This is a genomic window from Methanooceanicella nereidis, from assembly GCF_021023085.1.
Taxonomy (GTDB): domain Archaea; phylum Halobacteriota; class Methanocellia; order Methanocellales; family Methanocellaceae; genus Methanooceanicella; species Methanooceanicella nereidis.
This window is the reverse complement of the sequence record NZ_PGCK01000006.1, coordinates 154,895-178,770: the sequence shown is the minus strand read 5'-3', so window position 1 is coordinate 178,770 and position 23,876 is coordinate 154,895. Positions and strand designations below refer to the sequence as shown.

The 23,876-nt window shown below is 44.9% G+C and carries 20 protein-coding genes; 15 read left to right on the top strand and 5 right to left on the bottom strand.

All coding sequences use genetic code 11. From position 1 onward, the window contains the following. Positions 1-29 precede the first annotated feature (29 nt). From CUJ83_RS08835 to CUJ83_RS08815, 5 genes are all read left to right on the top strand, one after another. Entirely contained in the window at positions 30-2,231 is a 2,202-nt protein-coding gene (locus CUJ83_RS08835) for a GAF domain-containing sensor histidine kinase (RefSeq protein WP_230741937.1), read from the top strand. Between the two features lie 43 nt (positions 2,232-2,274). After that, positions 2,275-2,967, top strand: coding sequence for a hypothetical protein (locus CUJ83_RS08830; RefSeq protein WP_230741936.1), 693 nt, complete (start codon positions 2,275-2,277; stop codon positions 2,965-2,967). A 36-nt stretch (positions 2,968-3,003) separates the two neighbouring features. Next, positions 3,004-3,906: a hypothetical protein gene (locus tag CUJ83_RS08825; RefSeq protein ID WP_230741935.1), complete on the top strand. Its 903-nt coding sequence runs from the start codon at positions 3,004-3,006 to the stop codon at positions 3,904-3,906. A gap of 235 nt (positions 3,907-4,141) precedes the next feature. Further along, complete coding sequence (locus CUJ83_RS08820; RefSeq protein ID WP_230741934.1) at positions 4,142-4,915, top strand: hypothetical protein; 774 nt, start codon at positions 4,142-4,144, stop codon at positions 4,913-4,915. Positions 4,916-5,019: 104 nt separating this feature from the next. Further along, positions 5,020-5,592 (top strand): class I SAM-dependent methyltransferase, encoded by a 573-nt coding sequence (locus CUJ83_RS08815; RefSeq protein ID WP_230741933.1) that lies wholly within the window; start codon positions 5,020-5,022, stop codon positions 5,590-5,592. Positions 5,593-5,722: 130 nt separating this feature from the next. On the opposite strand, the gene CUJ83_RS08810 is transcribed toward CUJ83_RS08815, so the two are convergent. After that, positions 5,723-6,904 carry a mechanosensitive ion channel family protein gene (locus CUJ83_RS08810; protein WP_230741932.1) on the bottom strand — a complete coding sequence of 394 codons (1,182 nt, stop codon included), beginning with the start codon at positions 6,902-6,904 and terminating at the stop codon, positions 5,723-5,725. A gap of 242 nt (positions 6,905-7,146) precedes the next feature. Here CUJ83_RS08810 and CUJ83_RS08805 point away from each other — a divergent pair, with 242 nt between their 5' ends. Together CUJ83_RS08805 and msrA are read left to right on the top strand one after the other, a co-directional pair. Further along, positions 7,147-7,413, top strand: coding sequence for a hypothetical protein (locus tag CUJ83_RS08805; RefSeq protein WP_230741931.1), 267 nt, complete (start codon positions 7,147-7,149; stop codon positions 7,411-7,413). 80 nt (positions 7,414-7,493) lie between these two features. After that, the gene (gene msrA / locus CUJ83_RS08800) at positions 7,494-7,982 is read left to right on the top strand and encodes a peptide-methionine (S)-S-oxide reductase MsrA (RefSeq protein ID WP_230741930.1); all 489 of its coding nucleotides are present in this window, start codon (positions 7,494-7,496) and stop codon (positions 7,980-7,982) included. Positions 7,983-8,001: 19 nt separating this feature from the next. On the opposite strand, the gene CUJ83_RS08795 is transcribed toward msrA, so the two are convergent. Next, the gene (locus tag CUJ83_RS08795; RefSeq protein ID WP_230741929.1) at positions 8,002-8,424 is read right to left on the bottom strand and encodes a hypothetical protein; all 423 of its coding nucleotides are present in this window, start codon (positions 8,422-8,424) and stop codon (positions 8,002-8,004) included. A 427-nt stretch (positions 8,425-8,851) separates the two neighbouring features. After that, positions 8,852-9,025 carry a cysteine hydrolase family protein gene (locus CUJ83_RS08790; protein ID WP_230741928.1) on the bottom strand — a complete coding sequence of 58 codons (174 nt, stop codon included), beginning with the start codon at positions 9,023-9,025 and terminating at the stop codon, positions 8,852-8,854. 295 nt (positions 9,026-9,320) lie between these two features. Here CUJ83_RS08790 and CUJ83_RS08785 point away from each other — a divergent pair, with 295 nt between their 5' ends. The 7 genes from CUJ83_RS08785 (at position 9,321) to CUJ83_RS08755 (ending at position 19,228) form a co-directional block, all read left to right on the top strand. Continuing rightward, positions 9,321-10,127, top strand: coding sequence for a methyltransferase domain-containing protein (locus CUJ83_RS08785; RefSeq protein ID WP_230741927.1), 807 nt, complete (start codon positions 9,321-9,323; stop codon positions 10,125-10,127). Between the two features lie 158 nt (positions 10,128-10,285). Next, positions 10,286-12,991 (top strand): cation-translocating P-type ATPase, encoded by a 2,706-nt coding sequence (locus tag CUJ83_RS08780; RefSeq protein ID WP_230741926.1) that lies wholly within the window; start codon positions 10,286-10,288, stop codon positions 12,989-12,991. A 1,145-nt stretch (positions 12,992-14,136) separates the two neighbouring features. Beyond that, a complete protein-coding gene (locus tag CUJ83_RS08775) occupies positions 14,137-15,540 on the top strand; it encodes an MFS transporter (RefSeq protein WP_230741925.1) in 1,404 nt (467 codons plus the stop codon). 150 nt (positions 15,541-15,690) lie between these two features. Then, positions 15,691-16,155, top strand: a complete 465-nt coding sequence (locus tag CUJ83_RS08770) for a CPBP family glutamic-type intramembrane protease (protein ID WP_230741924.1) — start codon at positions 15,691-15,693, stop codon at positions 16,153-16,155. A gap of 233 nt (positions 16,156-16,388) precedes the next feature. Next, entirely contained in the window at positions 16,389-17,654 is a 1,266-nt protein-coding gene (locus tag CUJ83_RS08765) for an MFS transporter (protein WP_230741923.1), read from the top strand. A gap of 84 nt (positions 17,655-17,738) precedes the next feature. Continuing rightward, complete coding sequence (locus tag CUJ83_RS08760; protein ID WP_230741922.1) at positions 17,739-18,296, top strand: hypothetical protein; 558 nt, start codon at positions 17,739-17,741, stop codon at positions 18,294-18,296. 629 nt (positions 18,297-18,925) lie between these two features. Next, positions 18,926-19,228 (top strand): hypothetical protein, encoded by a 303-nt coding sequence (locus CUJ83_RS08755; protein ID WP_230741921.1) that lies wholly within the window; start codon positions 18,926-18,928, stop codon positions 19,226-19,228. Here the strand turns inward: CUJ83_RS08755 and CUJ83_RS08750 are convergent, their stop codons facing one another. Then, positions 19,229-20,638 carry an alanine/glycine:cation symporter family protein gene (locus tag CUJ83_RS08750; protein ID WP_230741920.1) on the bottom strand — a complete coding sequence of 470 codons (1,410 nt, stop codon included), beginning with the start codon at positions 20,636-20,638 and terminating at the stop codon, positions 19,229-19,231. 229 nt (positions 20,639-20,867) lie between these two features. Here CUJ83_RS08750 and CUJ83_RS08745 point away from each other — a divergent pair, with 229 nt between their 5' ends. After that, a complete protein-coding gene (locus CUJ83_RS08745) occupies positions 20,868-21,665 on the top strand; it encodes an alpha/beta fold hydrolase (RefSeq protein WP_230741919.1) in 798 nt (265 codons plus the stop codon). A gap of 100 nt (positions 21,666-21,765) precedes the next feature. Here CUJ83_RS08745 and CUJ83_RS08740 read toward each other — a convergent pair whose 3' ends face one another. Beyond that, a complete protein-coding gene (locus tag CUJ83_RS08740) occupies positions 21,766-23,559 on the bottom strand; it encodes an alkyl/aryl-sulfatase (RefSeq protein ID WP_230741918.1) in 1,794 nt (597 codons plus the stop codon). Positions 23,560-23,876 lie beyond the last annotated feature (317 nt).

The following is a 23,876-nucleotide window of genomic DNA, read 5'->3' as shown; positions in this document are numbered from 1 at the left end:
ACGAATATGGCAGTAAAAATACGGGAGAAGTGCCGAAGGATATCTCCAGCTATGATTATAAAGAATTAAAGAGCATGCTGCCCGACATTCTTGAAAGTAACATAATGCCGTTCATGGCCGTATACCCGGATTCAAAAATAATGACGTTCAACAGGGCTTTTTTAGAGTTTTTAGGATATGACCGGGAAGAATTACTTGAAAAATCCATTGGCGACATCACCCCTGCAAACATTTTAGAACATAACCTGTCGATGCTTAATGAAGTCCGCAACACAGGCCGGCCACAAAAATATGAGAAGGAATATATCCGTAAAGACGGCTCCACCGTCCCGGTAGAGATATTTACCCATCTTGTCCGGGATCAAGGCGGAAGGCCATTATACTTCTATTCATTCATCACTGATATCAGCGAAAGGAAAAAAGCCGAAAGGCTCGTGCTGGAAAATTTAAAACGCGAGGTGATACTGGCGAATATCTCAAAACTGTTAGCTGCGGCAAGGCTGGATTACGGATCCATACTGAACGTAGCCGTACAGCGTACTGCAGAATATTTGGGCGATTCGTGCGTGTTGAGCATGTTATCGAAGGATGGTGAGATGCTGGAGAATATCGCTTTCCACTCTAACGACCCCGATCTTAATAAAAAGCTAAAAGATATGTTCGTCCGCTCCCCGCATAGAGTCGATGAAGGCTTGAGCGGAAATGTGTTAAAAACAGGCGTTCCGCTGATAATTAACGATATTTTCCAAAAAGAGATCAGCGATCAGATAAAACCGGAATACATGTCATTCATGATAGCCTCGAACACCCGCAGGATGCTGTTCGTGCCCGTAATTTATCAAGACCGCCCTGAAGGTGTATTAAGCATATCACGCAGCGAAGATAAAGGCCCATTCACTCAAGATGACTTAAAACTATTACAGAACATCGCAGACAGGGCCGCTCTGGCCATCGAAAACGCCCGGCTGTATAATCAAGCAAAACAGGAGATCATCGAGCGTCAAAAGGCAGAAGAGTATATGCGTTTCCTGACCAGGATAGGGCCAATCATTTTTTCATCCCTTGATTATGAAGAGACTCTTAAAAAACTGGCCGATCTCGCAATACCCTACCTGGGCGACTATTGTATGGTGGATATCATTGAAGGCGGACAGATCCGCCGCATAGCGGTAGCACATACCGATAAGAAAAAAGAAAGCTCATTGCTGGAACTATCGTGGCAATATCCATGTGACTGGAATTCGCCGCAGGCAACTGTTACCGTACTCAAGACCGGCAAGCCGATATTTATCCCGGAAGTCGGGGACGCAGACATGTCAAACTATGCTATCAATGCTGAACATGTCGAACTTGTCAAAAAGATCGGGTGCAGGTCAGCTATCTGCGTACCGCTTACCGCGCATGGTAAGATACTGGGCTCCATAAACCTTGTAATGTCCGATTCGGGCCGCAACTATACGAAAAAAGATTTTGAGCTTGCGGAGGAGCTTGCGCGCAGAGCCGCTATTGCCCTTGAAAATGCCATACTTTATAAAGAGGCCCAGGAATCCAGGGAACAGGCGGAATTGTATGTGGATCTTATGGGCCACGACATAAACAACATGAACCAGATCTCCATGGGCTACCTGGAGATGGCTTATGAGTTACTGAACCTGGACGAGATCACATCAGAGCTAATAATGACGCCCTTACGATCCTTACAGAACAGCTCGAGGCTCATAACCAATGTGAGAAAGATAAGGCAGTCCAAAGAAGGCGAATTGAAATATAAGGTGATAGATGCCGGTGAGATCATCAATGACATTAAAGGCCAGTTCGAGAAAATCCCGGGGAGGGAAATAATAATAAATTATCCTGATGATGGTGTGTTCCCCGTCAGGGCTAATGAGCTTTTAAGTGATGTTTTCATCAATCTGATAGAAAATTCGATAAAACATTCGAGAGGGCCCTTAACCATTAATATCAGCATCACAAGCATGATCTATGGCGGCAGAGAATATTATCGGTTCATAGTGGAGGATAACGGCCCGGGAATATCGGATATAATGAAGACCAGGATATTTAACCGCCTGTTCAGAAGTAACGATAATACGAAAGGAATGGGCCTGGGGCTTTACCTTGTCAAGACGCTTGTCAACGATTTCCACGGCCAGGTATGGGCGGAGGACCGGGTGCCGGGTGATCATAGCAGGGGATCCAGGTTCGTCATATTGCTGCCTGCATCAAAATAAGCGTAAAAATCCTGTCCTATAATGCCAGAAGATCGGTGATCATATGTCAGATAAAAATCCTTATGGTATTTGCACATGGGATGAAACGTCTAACTGTTCCGGTTGTAAAAATAAAGAAAAGCTTCATTGTAAATGGGACAGGAACGTACTGGCCGCATTTCTGGTAATGTCTTTTTCTTTTGTCATCATCGCGATTTTCGGTATGGTATTGACAGGGTACGCAACAGGCTCCTGGTGGCCGCTGTTAGCATATATTATATTCTTCCTGTTATTTTTCTGTTTAATAGAGATAAGGATACTATGCAGCCATTGCCCGTACTATGCCGAAAAAAGTAATATACTGCATTGTCTCGCCAATAATGGCACCCCGAAGCTATGGAAGTATCGTCCCGGGCCAATGAGCAGCATGGAAAAGGCCGGGCTGCTGGCGGGGTTCTTAATATTTATCGGATTTCCCGTATTATCACAGCTATACGGGCTATGGTTCGTTAACGTTAAACCCGGGTACGATACGATAAGCGCTTTAGGGATGGGCGGCATAGCTCTCGCGACATTACTGTCCGGCGTGACACTATTCTTTGTCTTAAAAGTCTTTTATTGTAACCGATGTGTCAATTTTTCGTGTCCCTTGAACAGCGTCCCGAAACCTGTCGTCGACGAGTATTTGAGAAGAAATCCTGTCATGAGGGAAGCATGGGAAAATAGCGGCTACAGGCAGGACAAATATGGCCCATAAGAAAAATTTAAAAGCTATCGGCATATCTTATCCCCTATGTTTGAGCGATATGACCGAAACGTGAACAGGGCTTCTGATATTAAAGATATTAATATTAAAGGCATAGCAGTACTTTCGGCTTTCATCGTTTTGTTCATCGCGATCTATGCTTTGTGGTATCCGCTTGCAGTACTACGGAACTACCCTTACTCAAGTATATTTTTTTATAGCCCTAATCAGATGATATATCTGGCACTATCGGTCACAGGGATATGGGCGGCGTTCAAGTACCGAAAAAACATCGATAGTATGTGCATCATTGTAGGTTTATTATTCGCATCTTTAATATGGGTGTCCACACAGGCGAAATACTGGTATAATGGCTGGATCTCGTCGATCCCGTATTATGAGCCCACCGTGTATGCCGTGATGGCGTTCGTGATGGTGACCGGGGCTATCGGGCTATTGAGGTCCCATAAAGTGCTGAACTTTAACATGTCCGAAGGGAACGCTGCCGGTGCTTTAAAAGGATTTTTATTCGGCGCGTTAATAGGCATTCCGATCGCTATAATGAATGTTTTGATGATCATCTGCGTTAATGGGGATACCGCTGCCGTACAGAACATATTTTATCAGGCTTTACAGGCGCTCAGGCCGGGGATAATGGAGGAGGTCGCGTACAGGCTGATATTTTTTGCGATATCGCTCACCGTCCTGCTTAAATATCTTCCAAAGAACGTTGCCGTATTAAGCTCGATTTTCATGGCCGCCGCCTTCCATGCGGCAATACATGTGCCGGAACTTTTTGCCCAAAACATCGTGGCCGCCATGGTGATGACGATAGTCATGAGCGTACTATTTGGATTACCAATGGCCATCCTCGCATATAAGAAAGATATAGAGACCGCCATAGGCTTCCACTGGGTCATTGATGCGCTGCGGTTTTCGCTTGGGATCTAAAATTAATTCGTGCAATATCATTTATCCCCGGATCGTTAAATGTGCCTCTAAAAAAGGTTTACTGGCTATATAAAAAAATAAATTGGTATATACAGGGTTATAACGCAATAATATTTCGAATAATTATATCATTTTATTTTTCCTTGAATATATCGCCGAATAGCAAAAAGTACTCTGGCAAAAAAGATCGGCGGTGATATTAAGATCGTCCGAACTTCGATATCGGGGGAGCTATATGGGTATAGATGATACCATTGAATCCTGTTTTATCTTTTCGATCCTGCCTGGTAAAACAGAAAAGACTAAAAGCTTTTTTAGAGAGATCAGGACAGAAAAGGCCGCAGAGATGGACGAATATCTCCGGAGCACAGGCTATTCCAGAGTTCTGGTTTTTCTCCAGCATATGGCGATAGGGGATTATATTGTCGCATATCTGGCTTCCGGAAGCGACATAGGCAAATCGTTCATGGAATGCGCAGGTTCCAGTCTGCCTATAGCCCGGACATTGATAAGGGAGATACATAGCCTGACCGGAGTGGATATTACAAGGCTGGCAAACGCTCCCAAAATAGATATGTTATTTGACTGGGAAGACCCTGTAAAGCAAACCGAAATGCAAAGTGATCGCTATGTTTTCGCTATGGATATCCTGCCAGGGCGCACGATCGAACTTAAAAGATACTGGGATCAGCGAAAAAGCGTCGAGTTCGACGAAGTCAAAGACCATTTGAGATATCAGACCATATCAAAGCTATTGGTATTCCTTCAGCACCGTTCGGACGGCGATTTTCTGATCCAGTACCTGGAATCCATGGATGATCTTGCCGGAGTCTTTCAGAAGGGGACCGATCCTCATATACCTCGCTCGCATGAAAACGTTAAAGAGTTTTTAAACTTTACAGGCATCGATTTCTCAAAACCTGAGAACATTCCCGACCTGGAGCTTATCTTCGACTGGGATTCGGACAGGGGCTTACCCGGGGGCGGCAAGCTAGAAGCACATGCGTAGCTATCGCTTTATCATAAAACGCTATAATATATACGATCACACTTAAATATCTTATAATATCGAACTTTGCGTGTATGATCCGATATTGAGGTTTGAGATATAATATGACATTTACAGAACCCGGCTCACTGGTAGTGTTGACATTCAGGCTTGCGAATATCTTCGGGACTCCTTATTATAAGAATTTTGTAAAGAGCATCGGATTAAAGGGGAACGAGAAAGTACTTGAATACGGGTCAGGCGCGGGTAACGTCTCAAGGCACATTGCCAGGTCCCTGCTAAAAGGCGACGGGCATCTGACCTGCGTTGATATTTCTAGAGTATGGCTTGGCGTTATAAAAAAAGCACTAAAGAAGTTCCCTAACGTCGACTATAAGATAGGTGACATATCCGGCCTTGATCTAAAAGATGGCCATTATGATATTGCCGTCATTCATTTCGTCCTGCATGAGATAGACGAAGGAGATAGGCAGGACAAAGTTAACGTCATCGTGAAAAAACTAAATATGGGCGGCAGGATCGTAATAAAGGAACCCATAAATGAAGGCCATGGTATGCCTGCAGAAGATATCGTGAAGATAATGAAAAATGCCGGTCTACAGGAAAAAGGCTCCTGGTTCGGTAAATCCTTTTTAACGGGGCATACCTATCATGGAGTGTTTGAGAGATCCGCCTGATGTTTGGTTTTTCGGCTTTTCGGGCAATGTGTTTCTGTGAAATCAGTATCTACCTTTACCCTTAAAATGAATCAATAGACTCCCAAAAAATCGCATAAGAAAAATGAGAAAAAAGGAAAAAAGTTAAGGACTACTTTTCTATCATGTTCGGGATTATCGCCTCGACCACGACACCAGGCATCCTTTCCTTATCCTTTTTCATCAATACGCTAGTTGTCGGGAACGGTATCTCAATACCCTCTTCAGGGAAGCGCTTAAGGACTTTTCTCATGACTCTGTCAGGTATGTCCCAGTTCTCCCTGAAATTCTTGCCCCAGACCAGCAAAGTGAGATTTACGGAATATTCCCCGAGCTCGCTTATGTATGCCTTTGGTTTCGGGTCCTTCATTGCGCCGTCCATGCTTCCTGCGATCTCCTCAAGGATCCTTATCGCCTTTTCCGCGTCAGAATTATAGGATATGCCTACCCTTATGGTATATCTCAGCTTATAGTCAGGCTCGGAATAATTATTGATCCTGGACTTAGACATATCCGAGTTCGGTATCACTATGATCTTATTGTCCAGCGTCCTCAGCCTGGTGCTTCTCAGGCCTATGTCGACAACGTCCCCATATTCGCCGCTGGAGAGCTCTATCCTGTCGCCGACTTTATACGGCCTGTCCGAAAGGATCGCGAACGCTCCAAAGATGTTAGAAAGTAATTCCTGTGCTGCGAGCGCCACCGCGATACCTGCAACTCCCAGGCTTGCCAGCATAGGGGTTATCTCTATCCCCAGCTGGCTTATGGCGGTCAATATTGCGATAGAATATATGACGACGCCTATGAACCTGTTGAAGAACTGCATCACAGAGTTGTCAAGTTTCGTGTCGCCCTTCGATGAGAATTCGTTCCTGTACCATTTTATGATGGCGTTGATCAGATTCGATATGAAATATGCGGCTATGAATATCAGCACTATTATCAATATGGCGCCAATATTGTCCGATAAGGATACCGGGAGCTCTTTTATCGTCCCTATCGCGATGTATGTGCCCAGCACTATTATGGATACCTGGGCAGGGCCGTTCAATGCCTTGAGGATCTCGTCGTCCAGCGTATTGTTTGTCCTGGACACTAACTTCGGCGCTATCTCCGCGATGAAATATTTTACGACCATCGCCATGGCGACGGATAAAGTGATCACGGCTACCGCTATCAATATGTCCACGACAGAGGTGCTAAGGCCTGTCATGTTCGAGATGTCCGATTCAAGACTTTTTAAGACCTCCAGATCGCTTATTTCCCTTAAAAAACTCGAGCTAGTGGCGTTCATCTTAAGAAATTATGACCTTACCATATTTAAATTTGGTGTAGCCATTGTTTTATTTATTATAAATGATAAAAAAGGCGCTATCATGATATCGGAAACCCGGCGAATATAAATTATCGGTGACAGTCCCGTTTATTGTTAATATTTATTAAGTAAATAAACCTTATATAGTATAGTAAATAAAATAACTAAACAAATATAAAATTAATTTTGACGTATGTGGAATTTTCCGGAGGGATATAATTATGGGTATCGGCAAAGACTCTGACCCTGTCAGGAAGAAACAAAGGAATTTTCTTGTCATGCTCTACGAAATGTCAAGAGGCGATATCTGCGCTTACGTCAATAAGATCGACCTGAGAAGGTCGCTGAATTTCACTGAAGATGAAATAGAAAACATAATGTTATGTATGAAAAGCCTGGGATTTGCGAAAATAAAATCTGACGGTGACCGGGTAGGTATAACCTACAGAGGTTTAAAAAAGGCAGAAGAAATTATTTTACAATGCTGATGGTATCCAGCGTTTGAACATAAACTATCATGAAAGTATGTTTTTTAAAAATGCCAATTACCTGTTAGGAGAAGAGCGTGATGAACATTGACGACAAACCGGAAAAAGCGACATTCGGCGCAGGCTGTTTTTGGGGTGTAGAAGCCGCTTTCAGGCGGGTCAGCGGGGTAATATCCACGTCCGTCGGATATATGGGCGGAACGACAGACAACCCCACCTATAAGGATGTGTGTACGGATAAGACCGGCCATGCCGAAGTCGTAGAAGTGACCTATGATCCTTCAAAGGTGTCCTACGAAGACCTGTTGAACGTTTTCTGGGGAATACATGACCCCACGAAAGTGAACCGCCAGGGGCCGGATATCGGGACGCAGTACAGGTCAGTGATATTTTACCATAATACCGCACAGAAAGAAGCTGCCATTGCGTCAAAGGAAAGGCTTCAAAGGTCGGGCAAATATGAAGACGGGATAGCGACAGAGATAGTTCCGGCACAAACATTCTGGCGGGCTGAAGAATATCACCAGCGGTACCTGGAAAAACACGGAGGGGCTCATTGCGGGATATAGGATACTAATATAAAAAAATTTATGTTTTTCTATCCAGGAACTGGTAAATTTCAGTATACAGGCGGTCCATGTTCTCATTATAATACAGGTTCTCACTGACGTATCCCGGTGACGGCTCTGCATATACAAGATGGTATTTTTTATCATCTGCTTTAGTCCATTTTCCTTTATAATTTTTAATGCCGTTAGCGCTGTCGTATCTGGTGAAAGTGCCGTCTGTCTTGAAAACGTATTCCACTTTGTTATCGATATTTCTGTTATCTATCCACTGCCATGTACCTATGATCACATCCCCTTCATTGATCGCCGGCATTACCGTGGCTTTTACTGTGGCCGTGGCCTCCGGGGTGATCGACACTTTTTTATCCGGGGCGTCCAGACATCCGGAAAGACATATTCCGATGACTAAAGAGATCAGGATGATTGACTTGCGAGGTCTCATATAAAATGTAATCTTTATTTTAACACTATATCAATCATTTCCTGTGCTTCCGGACATAAGTTTACTTATCGGGAGAGAAAGTTTTTATCATAATATCGTAAAAATATTGTAGGGGAAAGATCCGGAAATTTATAACCACCTCAATCGTTTTGACGATATCTCATCTTTTCTCCTTTATATTATGATTTTTTAAACGATTTCGAATATTTACATATTTTACTTTATCTTTTATACTTACAGAATAACTCTTGAGTAAAAATCCGTACGGTCCAAGCCTTTCTCCAAATAGCTTTGCAAGGTTTTAACCCGTATCGTTTTTTCAGTCATGTTGAAGCTCAGCGGAGACGGCTACAGATGTCGTTGTTTTGATATCGGCCACGGCCATGCTCATCATAGCCGCTTCTTCAACCGGCCGGTTCCATGTACCTTAGGCATCTATGACAGCATATACATCATATCCGGCCCATGTCGCGGATATCGAAAGAAAAGCGGGACAGACGTCAGTTGTTTTGCATGCCATTATTATCTTTATGCCAGTTTTTTCAACCATTCTAACGATCCTGTCATCTTCCCACGCATTAATGATAGTGCGGTCGATCACTTCATTATCCGGGAACGCTCTACAAACTCTTTTATCAGAAGCCCGTTCAGTCCATTGCTTCCTCTCGTAATAAGTATGCAGGGGATCTTACGGATAAATCATACCGGGAAGAATATGGCAACGTGACGAAAAACTGTCAAATGTGACTGCAAAATAACAGGACACGACATATTTGTGACATTAAAAAATGAGCTTTATAGCTCAATGAACACGATTTCTTTTTCATCTACTCTGTTTTTATTGATGAACTTTATTTATATATCGATTATAATATAATAAAAAATTGAAATTATCCATGATGCCCGACACAGTATCTTTGCTCTGCGATCCCGACACCTATGAGCCTCTGGAATTAACCACGATCAGAGGGGCCGGGAAGGTTAAAGAAGCATTAGTTAACCCCGTTTCAGGAAAAATATTCCCGATACGTGACGGTATACCTATTTTTGTAGAAGACCATGAAATATCCGGCCTGAATAAAAAGCTCCGGCGATTTTATGATCGCTATGCCCCGTTTTACGATATTGCGATAAAACTGTACGGTTTTCTAAATAGGAAAAATTTCAATGAAGTGCGCAAAGAATATCTCAAGAACCTCGGGATAAAAGGCGGGGATAAAGTACTTGAAGTGTCAATAGGCACAGGGGCCAATATAAGATACCTGCCTGAAACCTGCCGTTTTTATGGTCTCGACCTTTCATGGGGCATGCTCATGAAGTGCAGGAGAAACATGAAAAAATGGGGACTAAGATCCGAACTTTTTCTTGGTAACGCAGAGCGGCTCCCATTCATGGACGGGTCGTTCGACTCCGTTTTTCATGTCGGCGGCATAAATTTTTTCAACGACAGGACAAAAGCGATAAGTGAAATGATACGCGTGGCAAAACCCGGGACTAAGATATTGATCGCCGACGAGTCTAAGAAAGCAATGGAGGCGGTAAGTAAGAACGTCGTATGGAGCTCTATCTTCAAAGACCTCGGGCAGCTTGAAGAACGGGCAGAGGTACCTGTGGATCTTGTACCGGGAGAAATGCAGGATGTAAAAGTCGAGTATATGATGGACGGTAATTTTTACTGCTTATATTTCAGGAAGCCCGGTTAAATTCTCTGCAGCCGGAAGGCTTTTCCATGTGCCTGTATATCTTACCCATCAAGCTCCGGGGGATATAACATTTTTTTATGACAAATTCGGGTATTGGAAATTAAACCTATTATTAAAACAGGTATCATTCATAAAGTCATAATCATAAAATCCTGATTATGGGCACTGGTGAAGAGATATATTACGCAAAGACGATCGATGAGATCTTCACCGAATTAAAGACAGGGCATTCGGGTCTTTCGCAGGAAGAAGCTGAAAAAAGGCTCGAGACCTATGGTAAGAACTCGATCGAAAAAGGCCCTGAGTTCAGCATTTTTAAGATCATTGTCCACCAGTTCATGGACCCTCTTATATATGTTTTGATCATCGCGGCAGTGATAACCACTCTGCTTGGAGATCTGCTGGATACGGCAATAATACTGGCAGTCGTCTTCATAAACGCTATCATAGGCGTTTTCCAGGAGTTCAAGGCTGAAAAGGCGATAAGCGCCCTGAAGTCCCTGGCGGCTCCAAAAGCTTCGGTCGTCAGGGATAACATCGTCGAAGAGATCGATAGCGAAAACATCGTACCGGGAGACATAGTGCTTCTGGCCTCGGGCACAAAAGTGCCGGCCGACATGAGGCTGTTCGAGGTGATCCGCCTGGAAGCGGACGAATCCGCTTTGACGGGCGAATCCGAACCTGTTAGAAAAAGTACTGCCCCTATAGCCGATAAGAACGCGCCCGCAGGAGAGATCATAAATTCCGCGTTCATGGGTACGATCGTGTTATCCGGGAGAGGAAAAGGTGTCGTGATCGCGACCGGCCTGAAGACACAACTTGGGCAGATATCCTACCAGGTCGCAAGCGTAAAGCCCGCGGAGGCTCCTATCAAGGCCCGGCTTGAACGCATGAGCCAGAAGATCGGCCTGGCTATCGTGGGCGTATCTGTGATCGCGATAATCATAGGCATGCTGTCCGGAAAATCGTTCGCTGAAATGCTTCTTACCGGCATAGCCCTGGCAGTAAGCGCGATCCCGGAAGGCCTGCCCATAGTGGTCACTATCACAATGGCAATAGGCGTAAACAGAATGGCCGAAAGGAATGCCATAATAAGAAAACTTCCGGCCGTCGAGACGCTCGGCAGCACTACTGTCATAGCTTCCGATAAGACCGGTACGATGACAAAAAATGAGATGACCGTCGTAAAAATATTTTCCGGAGGCCGGTTCTATGACGTAAAAGGTACCGGATTCTCTCCGGACGGCGAGATAGTGCCCGAGAATGCTGCAGCCGGAGGTGTGGAAAACGCCGCATTGGAAATGTGCCTGAGAGCAGGCCTTCTTTCCAACGAATCGCGTCTGGAGTTCGATGAAGAGCAAGAGATGTATAAGCCCAGGGGAGACCCGACAGAGGTCAGCCTTATCGTCTCTGCTATGAAATTTGGGTTGCGGGAAGGTGTCGAGCTGATCGATTATACCTGCGTTGACGAGATACCCTTCGAATCAGAGCGAATGTATATGGCAAGCCTGTTCCGTAACAAAAACGTGGACTATAACATCGCGTTCATCAAAGGCGCGCCGGACCGGATAATAAAAATGTGCGACAGCGCATTAAACCCGGACGGCAGGCAAGCCCCTCTGGATATGAAAAAGCTTGAAGACATCAACGATGAAATGGCAAGAGGGGGACTGAGGATTCTTGCGATGGCATATAAGCGGTTTCCGGAAAAGGTCATCGATATAGAGCCTCATATGATCGAAGAAGGCGCTGTTTTCCTTGGCATGCAGGGCATGTATGACCCGCCCCGAGAAGAGGTCTACACCGCTATAGAACAGGCAAAGTCCTCGGGCATACGCGTCATAATGGTCACAGGCGACCACAAGGTCACCGCAGTTTCTATCGCAAAAAAACTAAATATCGCGGAGGAAGGCAAGGCAGAAGCGTTTACGGGCCAGGAACTGGAATCCATATCCGATGAGGACCTCTATTCAAAGCTGGATAAAGTATCGGTATATTCGCGCGTATCACCTATACACAAGCTAAGGATCGTACAGCAGCTTATAAAAAAGGGGGAGATCGTAGCAGTCACAGGGGACGGCGTTAACGACACTCCCGCTTTAAAAGCTGCACATATCGGCATAGCCATGGGAAGGAGCGGCACCGACGCGGCAAAAGAGTCAGCAGAGATGGTCATAACGGATGATAATTTCGCGAGCATCTTTTCGGCCGTTAAAGAGGGGAGGGTCGTATTCTCCAATATAAGAAAGGTCATTCTTTTCCTGCTGTCGAGCGGCCTGGGGGAGGTTATCCTTATACTTTCGACGCTTGTCATGAGGCTTCCTTTACCGCTTATCCCGGGTCAGATCATATGGATGAACCTGGTGACTAACGGCATTCAGGACGTGGCCATGGCCTTCGAGCCTGCGGAGAAAGGAATAGAGTATCAAAAGCCAAGGCCTCAGAAAGAGCCTATAATCTCCCGGCTGATGATGGAGAGGCTTATTGTGATAGGCATCGTGCTAGGGCTGGGGACTCTGGCCGCATTTGTCTGGCAGCTTAATTCGGGGGCCAGTATCGACAAAGCCCGGACAGTGGCTCTGACAACGATGGTGTTCTATCAATTATTCAACGTGTTCAACTCCCGCTCAGAAATGATCTCGGCGTTCAGGATGGACCCGTTTTCAAACAAATTCTTGTTTTTTAGCGTGGTCGCTTCCCTGATAGCACAGGTAGCGATAATATACTGGGAGCCGATGCAGTTCATCTTCAGGACAACGGCTTTAGAGCTAAATGATTGGCTGGTGATCATACCTGTAGCGTTTACGGTCATCATAGTGGTCGAGATAGAAAAAGCGCTCAGGCAATATTTATCGCCAAGATAATAATCGAGAGATACGGTATTCATGGATACCTCCCGGGTCTTAGTTGTGTCCTGATAATTTATAGTTTAATTATATCTTCTATTTCACCACTAAGGCAACGAGGGAACACGGTTTATCACCATGAAATCTTTGATGTGGGGGTTCTTGCTCGGGTTTTAAGGATGGAGAAACTTATTGTTCCTCCCCGATCATTGGAATGAAGTTTTTTAGGTTATTCCTTCCGGATGGCAGGCGGACACATAACCTCACAAAAACATGGAAACACTAAAATTTTTATATTATTTTTTAAGGTCTCAAAAGCACCAAAAACTTACTCACGAAACCACTAAAGCTCTAGTATCACCGTCAACGCACTAAGGTCTCAAACGCTCGACTCAACGCACTAAATTCCCAAATCCACTAACGCTAAAACAAGACACGAACCTTCCCAAAACCACCAAAGTTTAATAACGCGGTTGACGTATGGATCGACTGAAGCATACCGGATATGAGGATCAATCAGGTACAACACAAACCGGGGTTTAAAATTTCGTGGTTTGGGGAGATTCGTGTCTTGTTTTAGCGTTAGTGACTTAGTGCGCTTCGAGCGTTGAGTCGAGCGTTTGAGACGTTGGTGCGTTGACGGTGATACTAGAGCCTTTGTGATTTGGTGAGCGAACCTTTAGAGCTTTAGTGCCCTTAAAATCTGAAAAATTTTTGTGGTTCCGTGTTTTTGTGAGGTTATGTGTCCGCCTGCCATCCGAAAGGAACAACACAAAAAACAACATCCCAAAAAAGCCGAATAACTAAATGTATTACTTGATCGCCTTTGTGTCTTATGTGGTTATGCTTGTGTTCCTTTGTTGCCTTTATGGTGGAGTTGATCAAAGATGAAATGACCTATTTATTTAAGAAGCTGCGGGACAGAGCACCCGAGGTTCTAATATGTTCTATGCGCGAGCAATACAAAACCCTTAAGCTTTTCGGAAGAGCTTTTCAGGACCATATATAACAGTCACTACGACCGCCGCGATACTTGCCGTATGGAACGATATGACCATTAACGGTCTCATAAGTAAACTGTTATGGTAAAGCTTATTAATCAAAGAATGCTAATAAAAATCTTTTATAATATCATTTCTTCGGAGAATTGAAGGCGTGTATACATGTCTGAAAAAATTGATAAACGTATCATAATCATTATCACCGGTCTGGCTTCCTTTATAACGCCGTTTTTATCGTCGTCCGTCAACGTCGCGCTCCCTGTCATGGGCTCCGAGTTCAGCGCGGATGCGATACTTCTCGGCTGGGTTGTGACCTCATATCTTTTATCCGCCGCCATATTCATAGTCCCGTTCGGGAAGATAGCCGACATGTACGGCAGGCGGATAGTATTCATCAGCGGCCTTGCCATTATCGCTATTTCGACGCTGCTGGCCGCATTATCCTATTCGGCGCTGATGCTGATAGCCTGCAGGATATTGCAGGGGATAGGAAGCGCTATGATATTCGGCACGTCAGTCGCCATACTGACGGCGTCCTTCCCTCTCAAGGAAAGGGGTAAGGTGCTTGGCATTAACGTGGGCATAGTGTATTCCGGCTTATCACTGGGCCCGTTCTTAGGCGGCATCATAACCCAGTATGCCGGATGGAGGTATATCTTCATCCTGAACGTCCTCATATGTATGGTCTCTCTGCTTCTGGCACTTCGCAGGCTGAAGGAAGACTGGCATGCTGAACGGTCCGGCAGGTTTGATACGGCAGGCTGTGTGCTTTATGGTGTTATGCTGTTCGCTTTGATGTATGGCTTATCAGTGCTTCCTGACATATCCGGCGCATACTGGCTTCTGGCAGGGCTTGTGGGCATGATCATCTTCGCCTGGTGGGAACTCAGGAACAGTAACCCCGTGCTGAACATACGCATATTCCGGAACAATATCACGTTCACGTTCTCAAACATGGCAGCCCTGATAAACTATAGCGCGACGTTCGCGATAAGCTTCTTACTGAGCCTGTATCTGCAGTATATTCAGGGCTTAAGCCCTCAGATAGCGGGACTTGTCCTTATTTCTTCTCCCGTGGTACAGGCTATACTCTCTCCTGCCGCAGGCAAGCTTTCGGACAGGATCGAGCCCAGGATAGTTGCTTCGACGGGAATGGGGATAACGGCCGCAGGGCTGTTCCTGTTCATGTTCCTTAACGAGAGCACTCCTCTTGTGTTCATTGTGGCGATATTGATGCTTATGGGCCTTGGCTTCGCCCTGTTCTCGTCGCCTAACATGAACGCGATAATGAGTTCGGTCGATAAGCGTGACTATGGCGTGGCATCGGGCATGGTGAGCACGATGAGGCTGACAGGGCAGATGATGAGCCTCGGGATAGCGATGCTGACGATGTCGGTCTTTATCGGAAGGGTGCAGATAACGCCGGACATGCACGGCCAGCTAATGTCCAGCATAACCGCGTCGTTCTCGATATTTGCGGTCCTTTGTGTGGCAGGCCTGATAGCGTCGCTGATGAGGGGAAAATTAAGACCGGAACAACCTCCTGTGATATTACAGAGGACTTAGTCCTCTTTCCTGTAATTTTTTAATATACGCCTGATCATTTTTAATCAAGTCTATCGCAAAGGTACACAAAGGTCCACTATTCTTCACCACAAGCGCTCGAGGGGCTCGAAGGTCCATTAAAATTTTTTATTGTATGATATAACCTTCTAAATGTATCCGGTTAACTTTATCTTTGTATTGCTGGTAGGCGGCGGAAACGAAGAGCCCGGATGGAGGGGTTTTGCTCTTCCAGGGATTCAGGAAAAATATGGCCCGCTTATATCCAGTCTTATCTTGGGGCCGATCTGGCTGTTATGGCGCGTCCCGTTATTCTTCTCGCCATATACGTCACAAAGTGTGATCCCCTTTGAATGGTACGTCCCGAACATAATCGGTATCGCGATAATAACGACCTGGTTATATAACGGCACCAGCAGGAGCGTTCTCCTCGCCTCTATGCTGCATGCCGGGTTAAACGCACTGGCGGCATTTTATCCATGCATGATCAATATAGGGCCGTTCCCTGCGTATGCATTCCTGACCATGGGTGCCTGGATAATAGTAACCTTTATATTCCTGATGGATAGGGCTGCATTAACGGGTCTGGTAAAAACCGAAATTAAAATGACGGGGTAATCATAAGACCTTAAGATTGGGAACGTCCCGATCTCTTTTGTATTTTTTTTGTAAAACGGTTTTATTCATTAATTATCTTCTTTTATTGTTGTTTCGCGCTGAATGGATGAAAATAAATGTATGGCCCGATAAAAGTTAAAAATACGGTTAATAAAGCTAAATTATTGGTTTTTATGGAAGCAGAAAGATTTAAAAGATTGAGTATATTACTGTATACCTTCGTTAAGAGGGGGTTGCAGATAATAATAAGGGACTATCTCCGTGTAATAAGCCGATTCAATCTTAATGTTAAGCTCTTGTTATTCCGTACGTTCCTGGTAAGCCTTTATACGGGTATTTACGGTATAATATTCAACCTGTACATACTCGAACTGGGATATCCGGTGACCTTTTTAGGCTTAGTCTTAGCGCTGCATACTTTTGCGCTGTCAACGGCTTCCATACCGGCAGGTATACTTTGTGACCGGATGGATAGAAAGACGCTAATGGTGGTCTCAGGGCTACTGCTTGTCATAGCCACGCTGCCGATGTACCTTACAACATCGCCTTACGTAATGATATTTTCGCCTATCGCTACGGGAATATTCATATCGGTGGCGGCTGTTTGCGTCACTCCCATGCTTGCAGAAAACTCGAGCAAGGAGAATATCGTCCACGTATACAGCATTAATGCGACGCTGGGGTGGGTGGCATCAATAGCAGGATGTGCCGTGGGAGGGTTCGTTCCGGGATTATGGAGGCAACTCTCAATTACGGGTAACATATATCAGATGACGCTTATAGCCTCCGTGCTTTTACTGGCCATCGGCTGGCTACTGATGCTGGTGCTGAGAAACAATAATGCCGAAAGAATAACCAGTGATGAGCCGTTTTCACTAAAGAACATCCGCATTTCGCGGGACGTATCCAGATTTGTCATCACCTGCATAACATTCGGCATCGGCTCGGGCATGATAGTCCCGTACTTTAACATATACTTCCTGAACGTCCTAAAAGTGGGCGTGTTCGAGATAGGCCTCGCATCAGCCTTTGCAGGCGGGTTCATGATGTTCGGCCTGATAATAAATCCCTATCTTGCATCCCGGATAGGAAAAGTCAGGTCCGCGGTAGTAACAAAAGTGATCTCAGTGCCGTTTTTGATCCTGATGGCTATCACCACTAATTTTGTGGTAGCTTCCTGCTCATACATTTTCTATATGTTCTTCATCAACATGGCAGGGCCGGCGACGACCAGTTTCCAGATGGAACAGATACATCCCAGGGAGCATGGCCTGGCCCTTGGATTGATGTCTACGGGCACTTACCTCGCAATATCCGCAAGCACTTATATTAGCGGTATTCTAATTGAGAACGGTAATTATCTGCTTACGTTCCTCGGTACTTGCGGCGGGTATATACTGACGGCCATACTCTTATTCCACTACTTCAGGGACCGTGAAAAAGAGCATGTAGGCTCGTTAGGGTTCAACACTTTAAAAAGTAGATACAATATTTTTTAAGACATTAATATTTAACATATTTTTATCCAACATATTTTTATTATATTAATGCTTATTATTCAATAATAAGCATGAGGCCTGCATATGTTCAGATTGGTATACAATGGCCATTCCATCGAGGTTATTATACACCCCGAGCAACAGGTTTTTTATGACGGCAGAGAGGTCTCCAGGAAAAACAGGATGCTAAGAACATCTCATCATGAATTTAACGTTACCGAGAACGGTAAAGATGCCAGATATTCCGTTATTATTAAATCCTTTATCGGCGGGACCACCTTTTGCGGCATAGGCGGGGGATACAAGGTGATCAGGGATGGAGAGGCCATCTTTAACTGTGACGCAACTACGTTTTCCATGATATATAACGGCCATCGTATCGAAGCTTTAGACAGTATGCCTCTTCCCGTATGGTTTAAAACCATACGTATCGATGGTGAAAAGGTCATTAGAAAACTTCAGAAACCGATCGGTACTATGACTTTTGACATTTTTGTCCCGGAAAATAGCAATGAGGTCAATTATGAGATAAGGATCACCCACAAGGCGGGCATTACGATGGCACATTATACGCTTCATAAGAACGGGAAATTGATATTGACCAGCGATACGGGTTTCGAGCCGCCAGAGATCATATATTGATCAGGCTTTTTTATATAAGGCGACAAAAAAGATTGCGCAAGTTAACCACAAAGGGCTCGAAGTACACTAATTTGTTAACCACGAAGCGCACGAAGGCGAATAAGGACCACTATCATTCACCACGAAGCGCACGAAGGCGAACAAGGTACACCAGTTTCCACTACGAAGGGCGCGAAGGGCTCGAGGGTTCACAAAGGACTTCTTTTTAAATGTTATCATATTTTAAAAAAAATTTGTGGATCCTTGAGCCCTTTGAGCGCTTCGCGGTGAAAAATGGTGTACATTCGTTGCCTTTGTGTTAAGTTTGATCAATTATCAATTGACGTATACATTAAATAACTCCCCCGACAGAGAATGGATGACACTATAGATCTATCTTATAGAGGCAGGAAGAATAAAACCCTGTGATAAAAGTCATAACATACGCAAAAACATTTGTCGAAGTGTATAAAAAAGTATGGCATCTTAAATATTTTAGGCTTATACCTGATCAAATATCTCTGGCATCTTTCCAGACATAACACTCAATAGCTTTGATCGATTTACCTGAATAGAAAATCATTTAGATGATAAGGATAAAGTCATAATGTTCAATTAAACCTTCATCGGGATATTCAGGGTGTTCATGCATGTTTAAGATACTCGGAAAAAACGTGGACAGGATAATCAGGATCGACGGAGTGGTGCCGATATATGATAACGGCGATCTGATCGGATATCGGGATGTCGCCTACAGCTATCTTATATATGACAAAAAAGAAAATTTTGACGAAATAAAGCTTACCGACGGCGAACAGTATGAAAACATGAGATGGGATTACCGCGGGGATAACGGCAACAGCTTTTTCGGAAAAGATAAAGTAAAGGATATGCTCGTTGACATTCAGGATAAGATCGCTGCAGGGTATCGAATGGAGATAAACCAGTCCTGACTACTTGTTCCTCGATCCACTGCCTTTAAAATATTCTCTTGTCTCTGACACGACCACTCCGCTCAGTCCTATTAGCCCGATAAGGTTCGGGATCGCCATCATCCCGTTGAAAGTGTCCGATATTTCCCATACAAGCTCCACTTTTGTTATAGCTCCAAAAAGGACGGCGCATAGAAATAGCACTTTATAGAGATACTTCATCCTGCTGCCGAAAAGATAATCGAAACATTGCTCCCCGTAATACGACCATCCCAGGATGGTCGAATATCCCAGTAATATCGCAGAAATCGTAACTATTGCCACCCCGAATATGCCAATGCTTTCCGAAAACGCTGCGATGGTAAGGGTAGTGCTCGTATAGACCCCGTCGTCCCAAAGGCCGCTGTTCAGGATGACAAAACCCGTGATCGAGCAGAACACCAGTGTATCTATAAAAACTTCCGTTATGGCTATCAGCCCCTGGTCCACCGGGGTTTTCGAACGTGCGGCCGCGTAAGCTATCGGCGCGCTCCCCAGTCCCGCCTCGTTCGAAAATACACCGCGGGCCATGCCGTATCTCACAGCCTCGGATACCGCATATCCGATAACACCCCCCGATAATGCATAAGGTGTGAATGCATACTTGATCACCATAAAAAACGTATCCGGTATCCTGTGATAGTTCATTAAAAGCACGATAAGCCCACCTGTCACATAAAAAAAGGCAAGGAAGGGTATGATGACCGATGTCACCTTCCCTATCTTCTTGATACCTCCAAAAATGACCAGTGCAGTCACCAGGACCAGCGCAAGACCTATGGTAAAGCTCAGCGTCAATATTTCGCCTATGACCGGGAGATGGATAGAGCCTTCGTGTTGAACGAGGGACGTTACGGCGAGCATTATCGAGTTAGCCTGGGCCATGCTGCCTATTCCGAAAGAGGCTATCATGCCGAACAGCGCGAATATCCCTGCCAGCCATTTTACACCGAGGCCTTTGTCTATGTAATACATCGGCCCGCCCGACATGCTGCCGTCAGGGTTTTTCGTCCTGAACTTTAACGCAAGCACGGCTTCCGAATATTTCGTCACCATGCCCACTACTGCCGTGATCCACATCCAGAACAGCGCTCCGGGCCCGCCTGCAACTATAGCGGTCGCCACGCCCGCAAGGTTCCCCGTGCCCAGCGTTGCGGACAAAGCCGTGCTCAGCGCCTGGAACGCAGGTATGTCTCCTTCAAGTTTAGTCTTTTGAGTAAAGAATGAATTTACCAGAGTTGAGAACGCAAGGGGCAATCTCCTGAATTGCAGGCCCCTTAAAAGTATCGTGAAAAATATGCCGGTGCCAACAAGCAATAATAGCATCGGGATGCCCCAAACGATGCTGTTTATCGCAGTGATGACGTCCCCGAGCAATTCAAGAGTTCCCATATAATTCCTCGATACTCTATAATGTATTTAAAATATAATTTTATAAAAGATATTGTTTAAAATGAAAAATTTTAAACTTTCATTCTCATGACAATAAGGTCATAATATTCGGGGCATCCGGAAACTTTTATCCATATGGTGGATATAACATTACCATTTACTTTCCACTTGCGCATAGGATATCAGCACTGCCTCTATGCACATGTTAAACGTATCATATTGTGATAGGATGGGGGTATCATACCTGATAAACATTAGGAAATACGGGAACTCGCCCTTTACAGTAGCTGTCGTTCACGGAGGCCCGGGAGCTCCGGGAGAATTGGCGCCGGTGGCAAAGGAGCTATCCCTTATCACCGGCACGCTGGAACCGTTGCAAACATCCGCGTCCATAGCCGGACAAATTCAAGAATTACATGATGTCTTGAAGGAGCACGGGGATCTTCCTCTGACCTTGATCGGTCATTCATGGGGAGCGTGGCTGAGTCTTATGTTCGCTGCCCGTTATCCTATTTTTGTAAAAAAACTAATACTCATAGGAAGCGGCCCTTTTGAAGAAAGATACGCATCTAAGATCATGGAAACACGGCTAAACCGCATGAATGAAGAAGAAAGGTCAGAAGTCCGTGCCTTGACTGAGGCGTTGAACGATCCGTGCACAGGAAGCAAGGCCGCTGCATTATCCCGACTTGGAAAGTTAATGTCAAAAAGCGATTCTTTTGAGACTCTACCGGATAATGGCGAGGAAATATTGTGCCAGGACGAGATCTTTCAGAGTGTGTGGAATGAGGCTAAAAAAATAAGACAAAGCGGTGACCTTTTAAAAATTGCAGAAAAACTCAGGTGTCCAGTAATAGCGATACACGGCGACTATGACCCGCATCCCTATGAGGGAGTTGAAAAGCCATTGAGCCGGATATTAAATGATTTTAGATTCATCCTGTTAAAGAACTGCGGGCATGAACCATGGAAAGAACGCGCTGCAAAAGACCGGTTTTATCTGCTCCTGAATGAAGAGCTGATTTAAAAGGCATTATCCAGTATGAATTCAGTAGAAATAAAATATTGCCGACGATATTTAAAAGAGAGAAATATCCGGGTATAATTATCTTACAAAATCCCGGGATCTATCTCATAGTAAGCTTGATCGGCTCTTTCGAGGGATGCTCGAAATGACTGAAAAAATCCTTAACGTCCTCAAGTTTACCTTCTATTTCGATAGAGCCGTTTTTGGCCGATTCTTCCAGTGTAGCCTCTCCCAGCAAGATCCTGATAAGCGTATCTTTCGTCGCGATGATCGTCGCACTCGTCTTTGCCGGTAGTTCGGAATGGAACTGGCATACGCCTCTTCTTATCTCCAGGCCGTACCTATCGCCTGTGTCCGCAAGGCTAATACCCAGAATTTTATGGACATTCATGGTCTCTTCGGCCTTTAACTTCATAGTAAGCCCTTCCAGCATCCCCCGGGCAGGAAGAGATTTTATGATATCAGTCGAGCCGAAGCCATGTTTTTGGCTTATATCCAGTTCTCCTTCGAGCTCTAATGCGGCCGTAAGGGCCCAGTTACGCCAGTTTATGCTTGTTTGTAAGTATCCCCAGTGGCGGAGGGCTTCAGCTTTTAGTTTTCGGGCTTCCATATCGTTATAGTTCATTCGGATCACCCATGTCAGTATATCCATCGCCCATCCATACCGCTTCTCCATTATGGCCTTCTGTGCTGTCTCGATAATGTTATCCCTGCCGCCCATGATCTCAACGTACCTGACAGCCCTTTCAACATGCTCTGGCTTTGCCAGGTATGTCATATCGCCGTCGAAGAAGCCCAGATAACCATTATATATCTGACGTACAGAGTGATCCACGGTACCGTAGAACTCTCCGAGCCACGGATGCCCTGCAAGATATTTCGGCAACTTTACGACCTCTACAAGCTCGTCAGGCGTCAGCCCTTTATTCATGAACCTCACAGTCTGGTCGTGGACGAACTGTATGGCGTCGCGATATGCAGTAAGTATGCCCCTGATGTTTTTATTTCCTGAGACAGGCCTGCCATGCGAAGGCACCATATGCTTTGCCGGGAACTCCCGAAGCTTATCGATGCTCTTGAACCATTTGACCGGGTCCCTGAACCTTGAGCCTCGTATCGAATAGATGTTAGGGAACGTCTCCCCCTGGATGATCTCAGCAGTATGCAGCACAGCCATGTCCGGGAACCATACCGCTATCTCATCGCTTGCTTCGCCCGGCACATGGAAAAGATGCATTCTTATGCCTGCAACCTCAACGTCTAGCGTATCGCGAAACGTTTTTGTCGGCCGTATGAAGGTAAGGCTCCCTTCACGCCATTCCGGCCCTATGCCAGCCTCGACGGCTCCGCCGGGACCTTTTTCCAGAAATGTGCCCATGCTATAAAATGCACGCACTGACATGACCGGCGCAAGGTCAATGTCTTTCGTTAAATTTTCCAAAAGCGATTCATGGGCGTATATCTCCGTTTTACCTTCCCTTGCATCGTTCTCGGATATGAATGCCTTCACTCCGAATATGTGATCGGGATGGTGATGAGTGTATATTATCGCTTTTATGGGCTTATCCGTAATCTTACGGAATTCCTCAAGAACCTCTCTGCCTGATTTCTCGTTTTCCATCGTGTCTATTATTATTACGCCGTCATCCCCCACGATCATCGCCGCGTTTGCCAGTCCATATCCATACGCCAGATAGACATTATCGCGTACTCTGTAGATCTTTTTCTGCATTATTTTACTGTGTTCTGCAAGCTGGGGGTTTACAGTGGTCTCTTCCTCTTCTCTCGATACGGTTTCCGACCATGATCCTCCTTCATAGACCCCAAGCCCGAATAAAGTTAAAAGACCAGATGAAAGATAGGGCATAGTTGATCTCAAGCTATTTTTTCGCATCCCCGCCACCTCTTAGTATCAAATTAAGATTATTTATATTATTGATTCTCTAAAAAAATTAGATCGGTTTGTTTATATCCCTATCTTCAGTTTTATACGGTACTGAATGCCGCTTATTTTATACTAAAATTTGAAAATATGGGTTATTGGCATATTTTATATCCCACTCCCTAAAATCGGTCGGAGGATTTTATTATATGATAATTCTATCATATAAGTTATTTATTCCCTGTTATAACTACTTGTAATTGCCCATTGTCTGACTAAGAAAATCGTTGTATAGAAAGCTAATAATGTTCAGTTTTAGAGTATGTTGT

What these genes read in the sequence shown, in the direction of transcription:
- CUJ83_RS08785 (WP_230741927.1), top strand. Translation starts at nt 9,321, where the DNA reads ATGATGCCCGACACAGTATCTTTGCTCTGCGATCCCGACACCTATGAG.
- CUJ83_RS08820 (WP_230741934.1), top strand. Translation starts at nt 4,142, where the DNA reads ATGGGTATAGATGATACCATTGAATCCTGTTTTATCTTTTCGATCCTG.
- CUJ83_RS08755 (WP_230741921.1), top strand. Translation starts at nt 18,926, where the DNA reads ATGTTTAAGATACTCGGAAAAAACGTGGACAGGATAATCAGGATCGAC.
- CUJ83_RS08805 (WP_230741931.1), top strand. Translation starts at nt 7,147, where the DNA reads ATGGGTATCGGCAAAGACTCTGACCCTGTCAGGAAGAAACAAAGGAAT.
- CUJ83_RS08810 (WP_230741932.1), bottom strand. Translation starts at nt 6,904, where the DNA reads ATGAACGCCACTAGCTCGAGTTTTTTAAGGGAAATAAGCGATCTGGAG.
- msrA (WP_230741930.1), top strand. Translation starts at nt 7,494, where the DNA reads ATGAACATTGACGACAAACCGGAAAAAGCGACATTCGGCGCAGGCTGT.
- CUJ83_RS08770 (WP_230741924.1), top strand. Translation starts at nt 15,691, where the DNA reads ATGTATCCGGTTAACTTTATCTTTGTATTGCTGGTAGGCGGCGGAAAC.
- CUJ83_RS08830 (WP_230741936.1), top strand. Translation starts at nt 2,275, where the DNA reads ATGTCAGATAAAAATCCTTATGGTATTTGCACATGGGATGAAACGTCT.
- CUJ83_RS08745 (WP_230741919.1), top strand. Translation starts at nt 20,868, where the DNA reads ATGGGGGTATCATACCTGATAAACATTAGGAAATACGGGAACTCGCCC.
- CUJ83_RS08815 (WP_230741933.1), top strand. Translation starts at nt 5,020, where the DNA reads ATGACATTTACAGAACCCGGCTCACTGGTAGTGTTGACATTCAGGCTT.
- CUJ83_RS08750 (WP_230741920.1), bottom strand. Translation starts at nt 20,638, where the DNA reads ATGGGAACTCTTGAATTGCTCGGGGACGTCATCACTGCGATAAACAGC.
- CUJ83_RS08775 (WP_230741925.1), top strand. Translation starts at nt 14,137, where the DNA reads ATGTCTGAAAAAATTGATAAACGTATCATAATCATTATCACCGGTCTG.
- CUJ83_RS08795 (WP_230741929.1), bottom strand. Translation starts at nt 8,424, where the DNA reads ATGAGACCTCGCAAGTCAATCATCCTGATCTCTTTAGTCATCGGAATA.
- CUJ83_RS08760 (WP_230741922.1), top strand. Translation starts at nt 17,739, where the DNA reads ATGTTCAGATTGGTATACAATGGCCATTCCATCGAGGTTATTATACAC.
- CUJ83_RS08740 (WP_230741918.1), bottom strand. Translation starts at nt 23,559, where the DNA reads ATGCGAAAAAATAGCTTGAGATCAACTATGCCCTATCTTTCATCTGGT.
- CUJ83_RS08780 (WP_230741926.1), top strand. Translation starts at nt 10,286, where the DNA reads ATGGGCACTGGTGAAGAGATATATTACGCAAAGACGATCGATGAGATC.
- CUJ83_RS08825 (WP_230741935.1), top strand. Translation starts at nt 3,004, where the DNA reads ATGTTTGAGCGATATGACCGAAACGTGAACAGGGCTTCTGATATTAAA.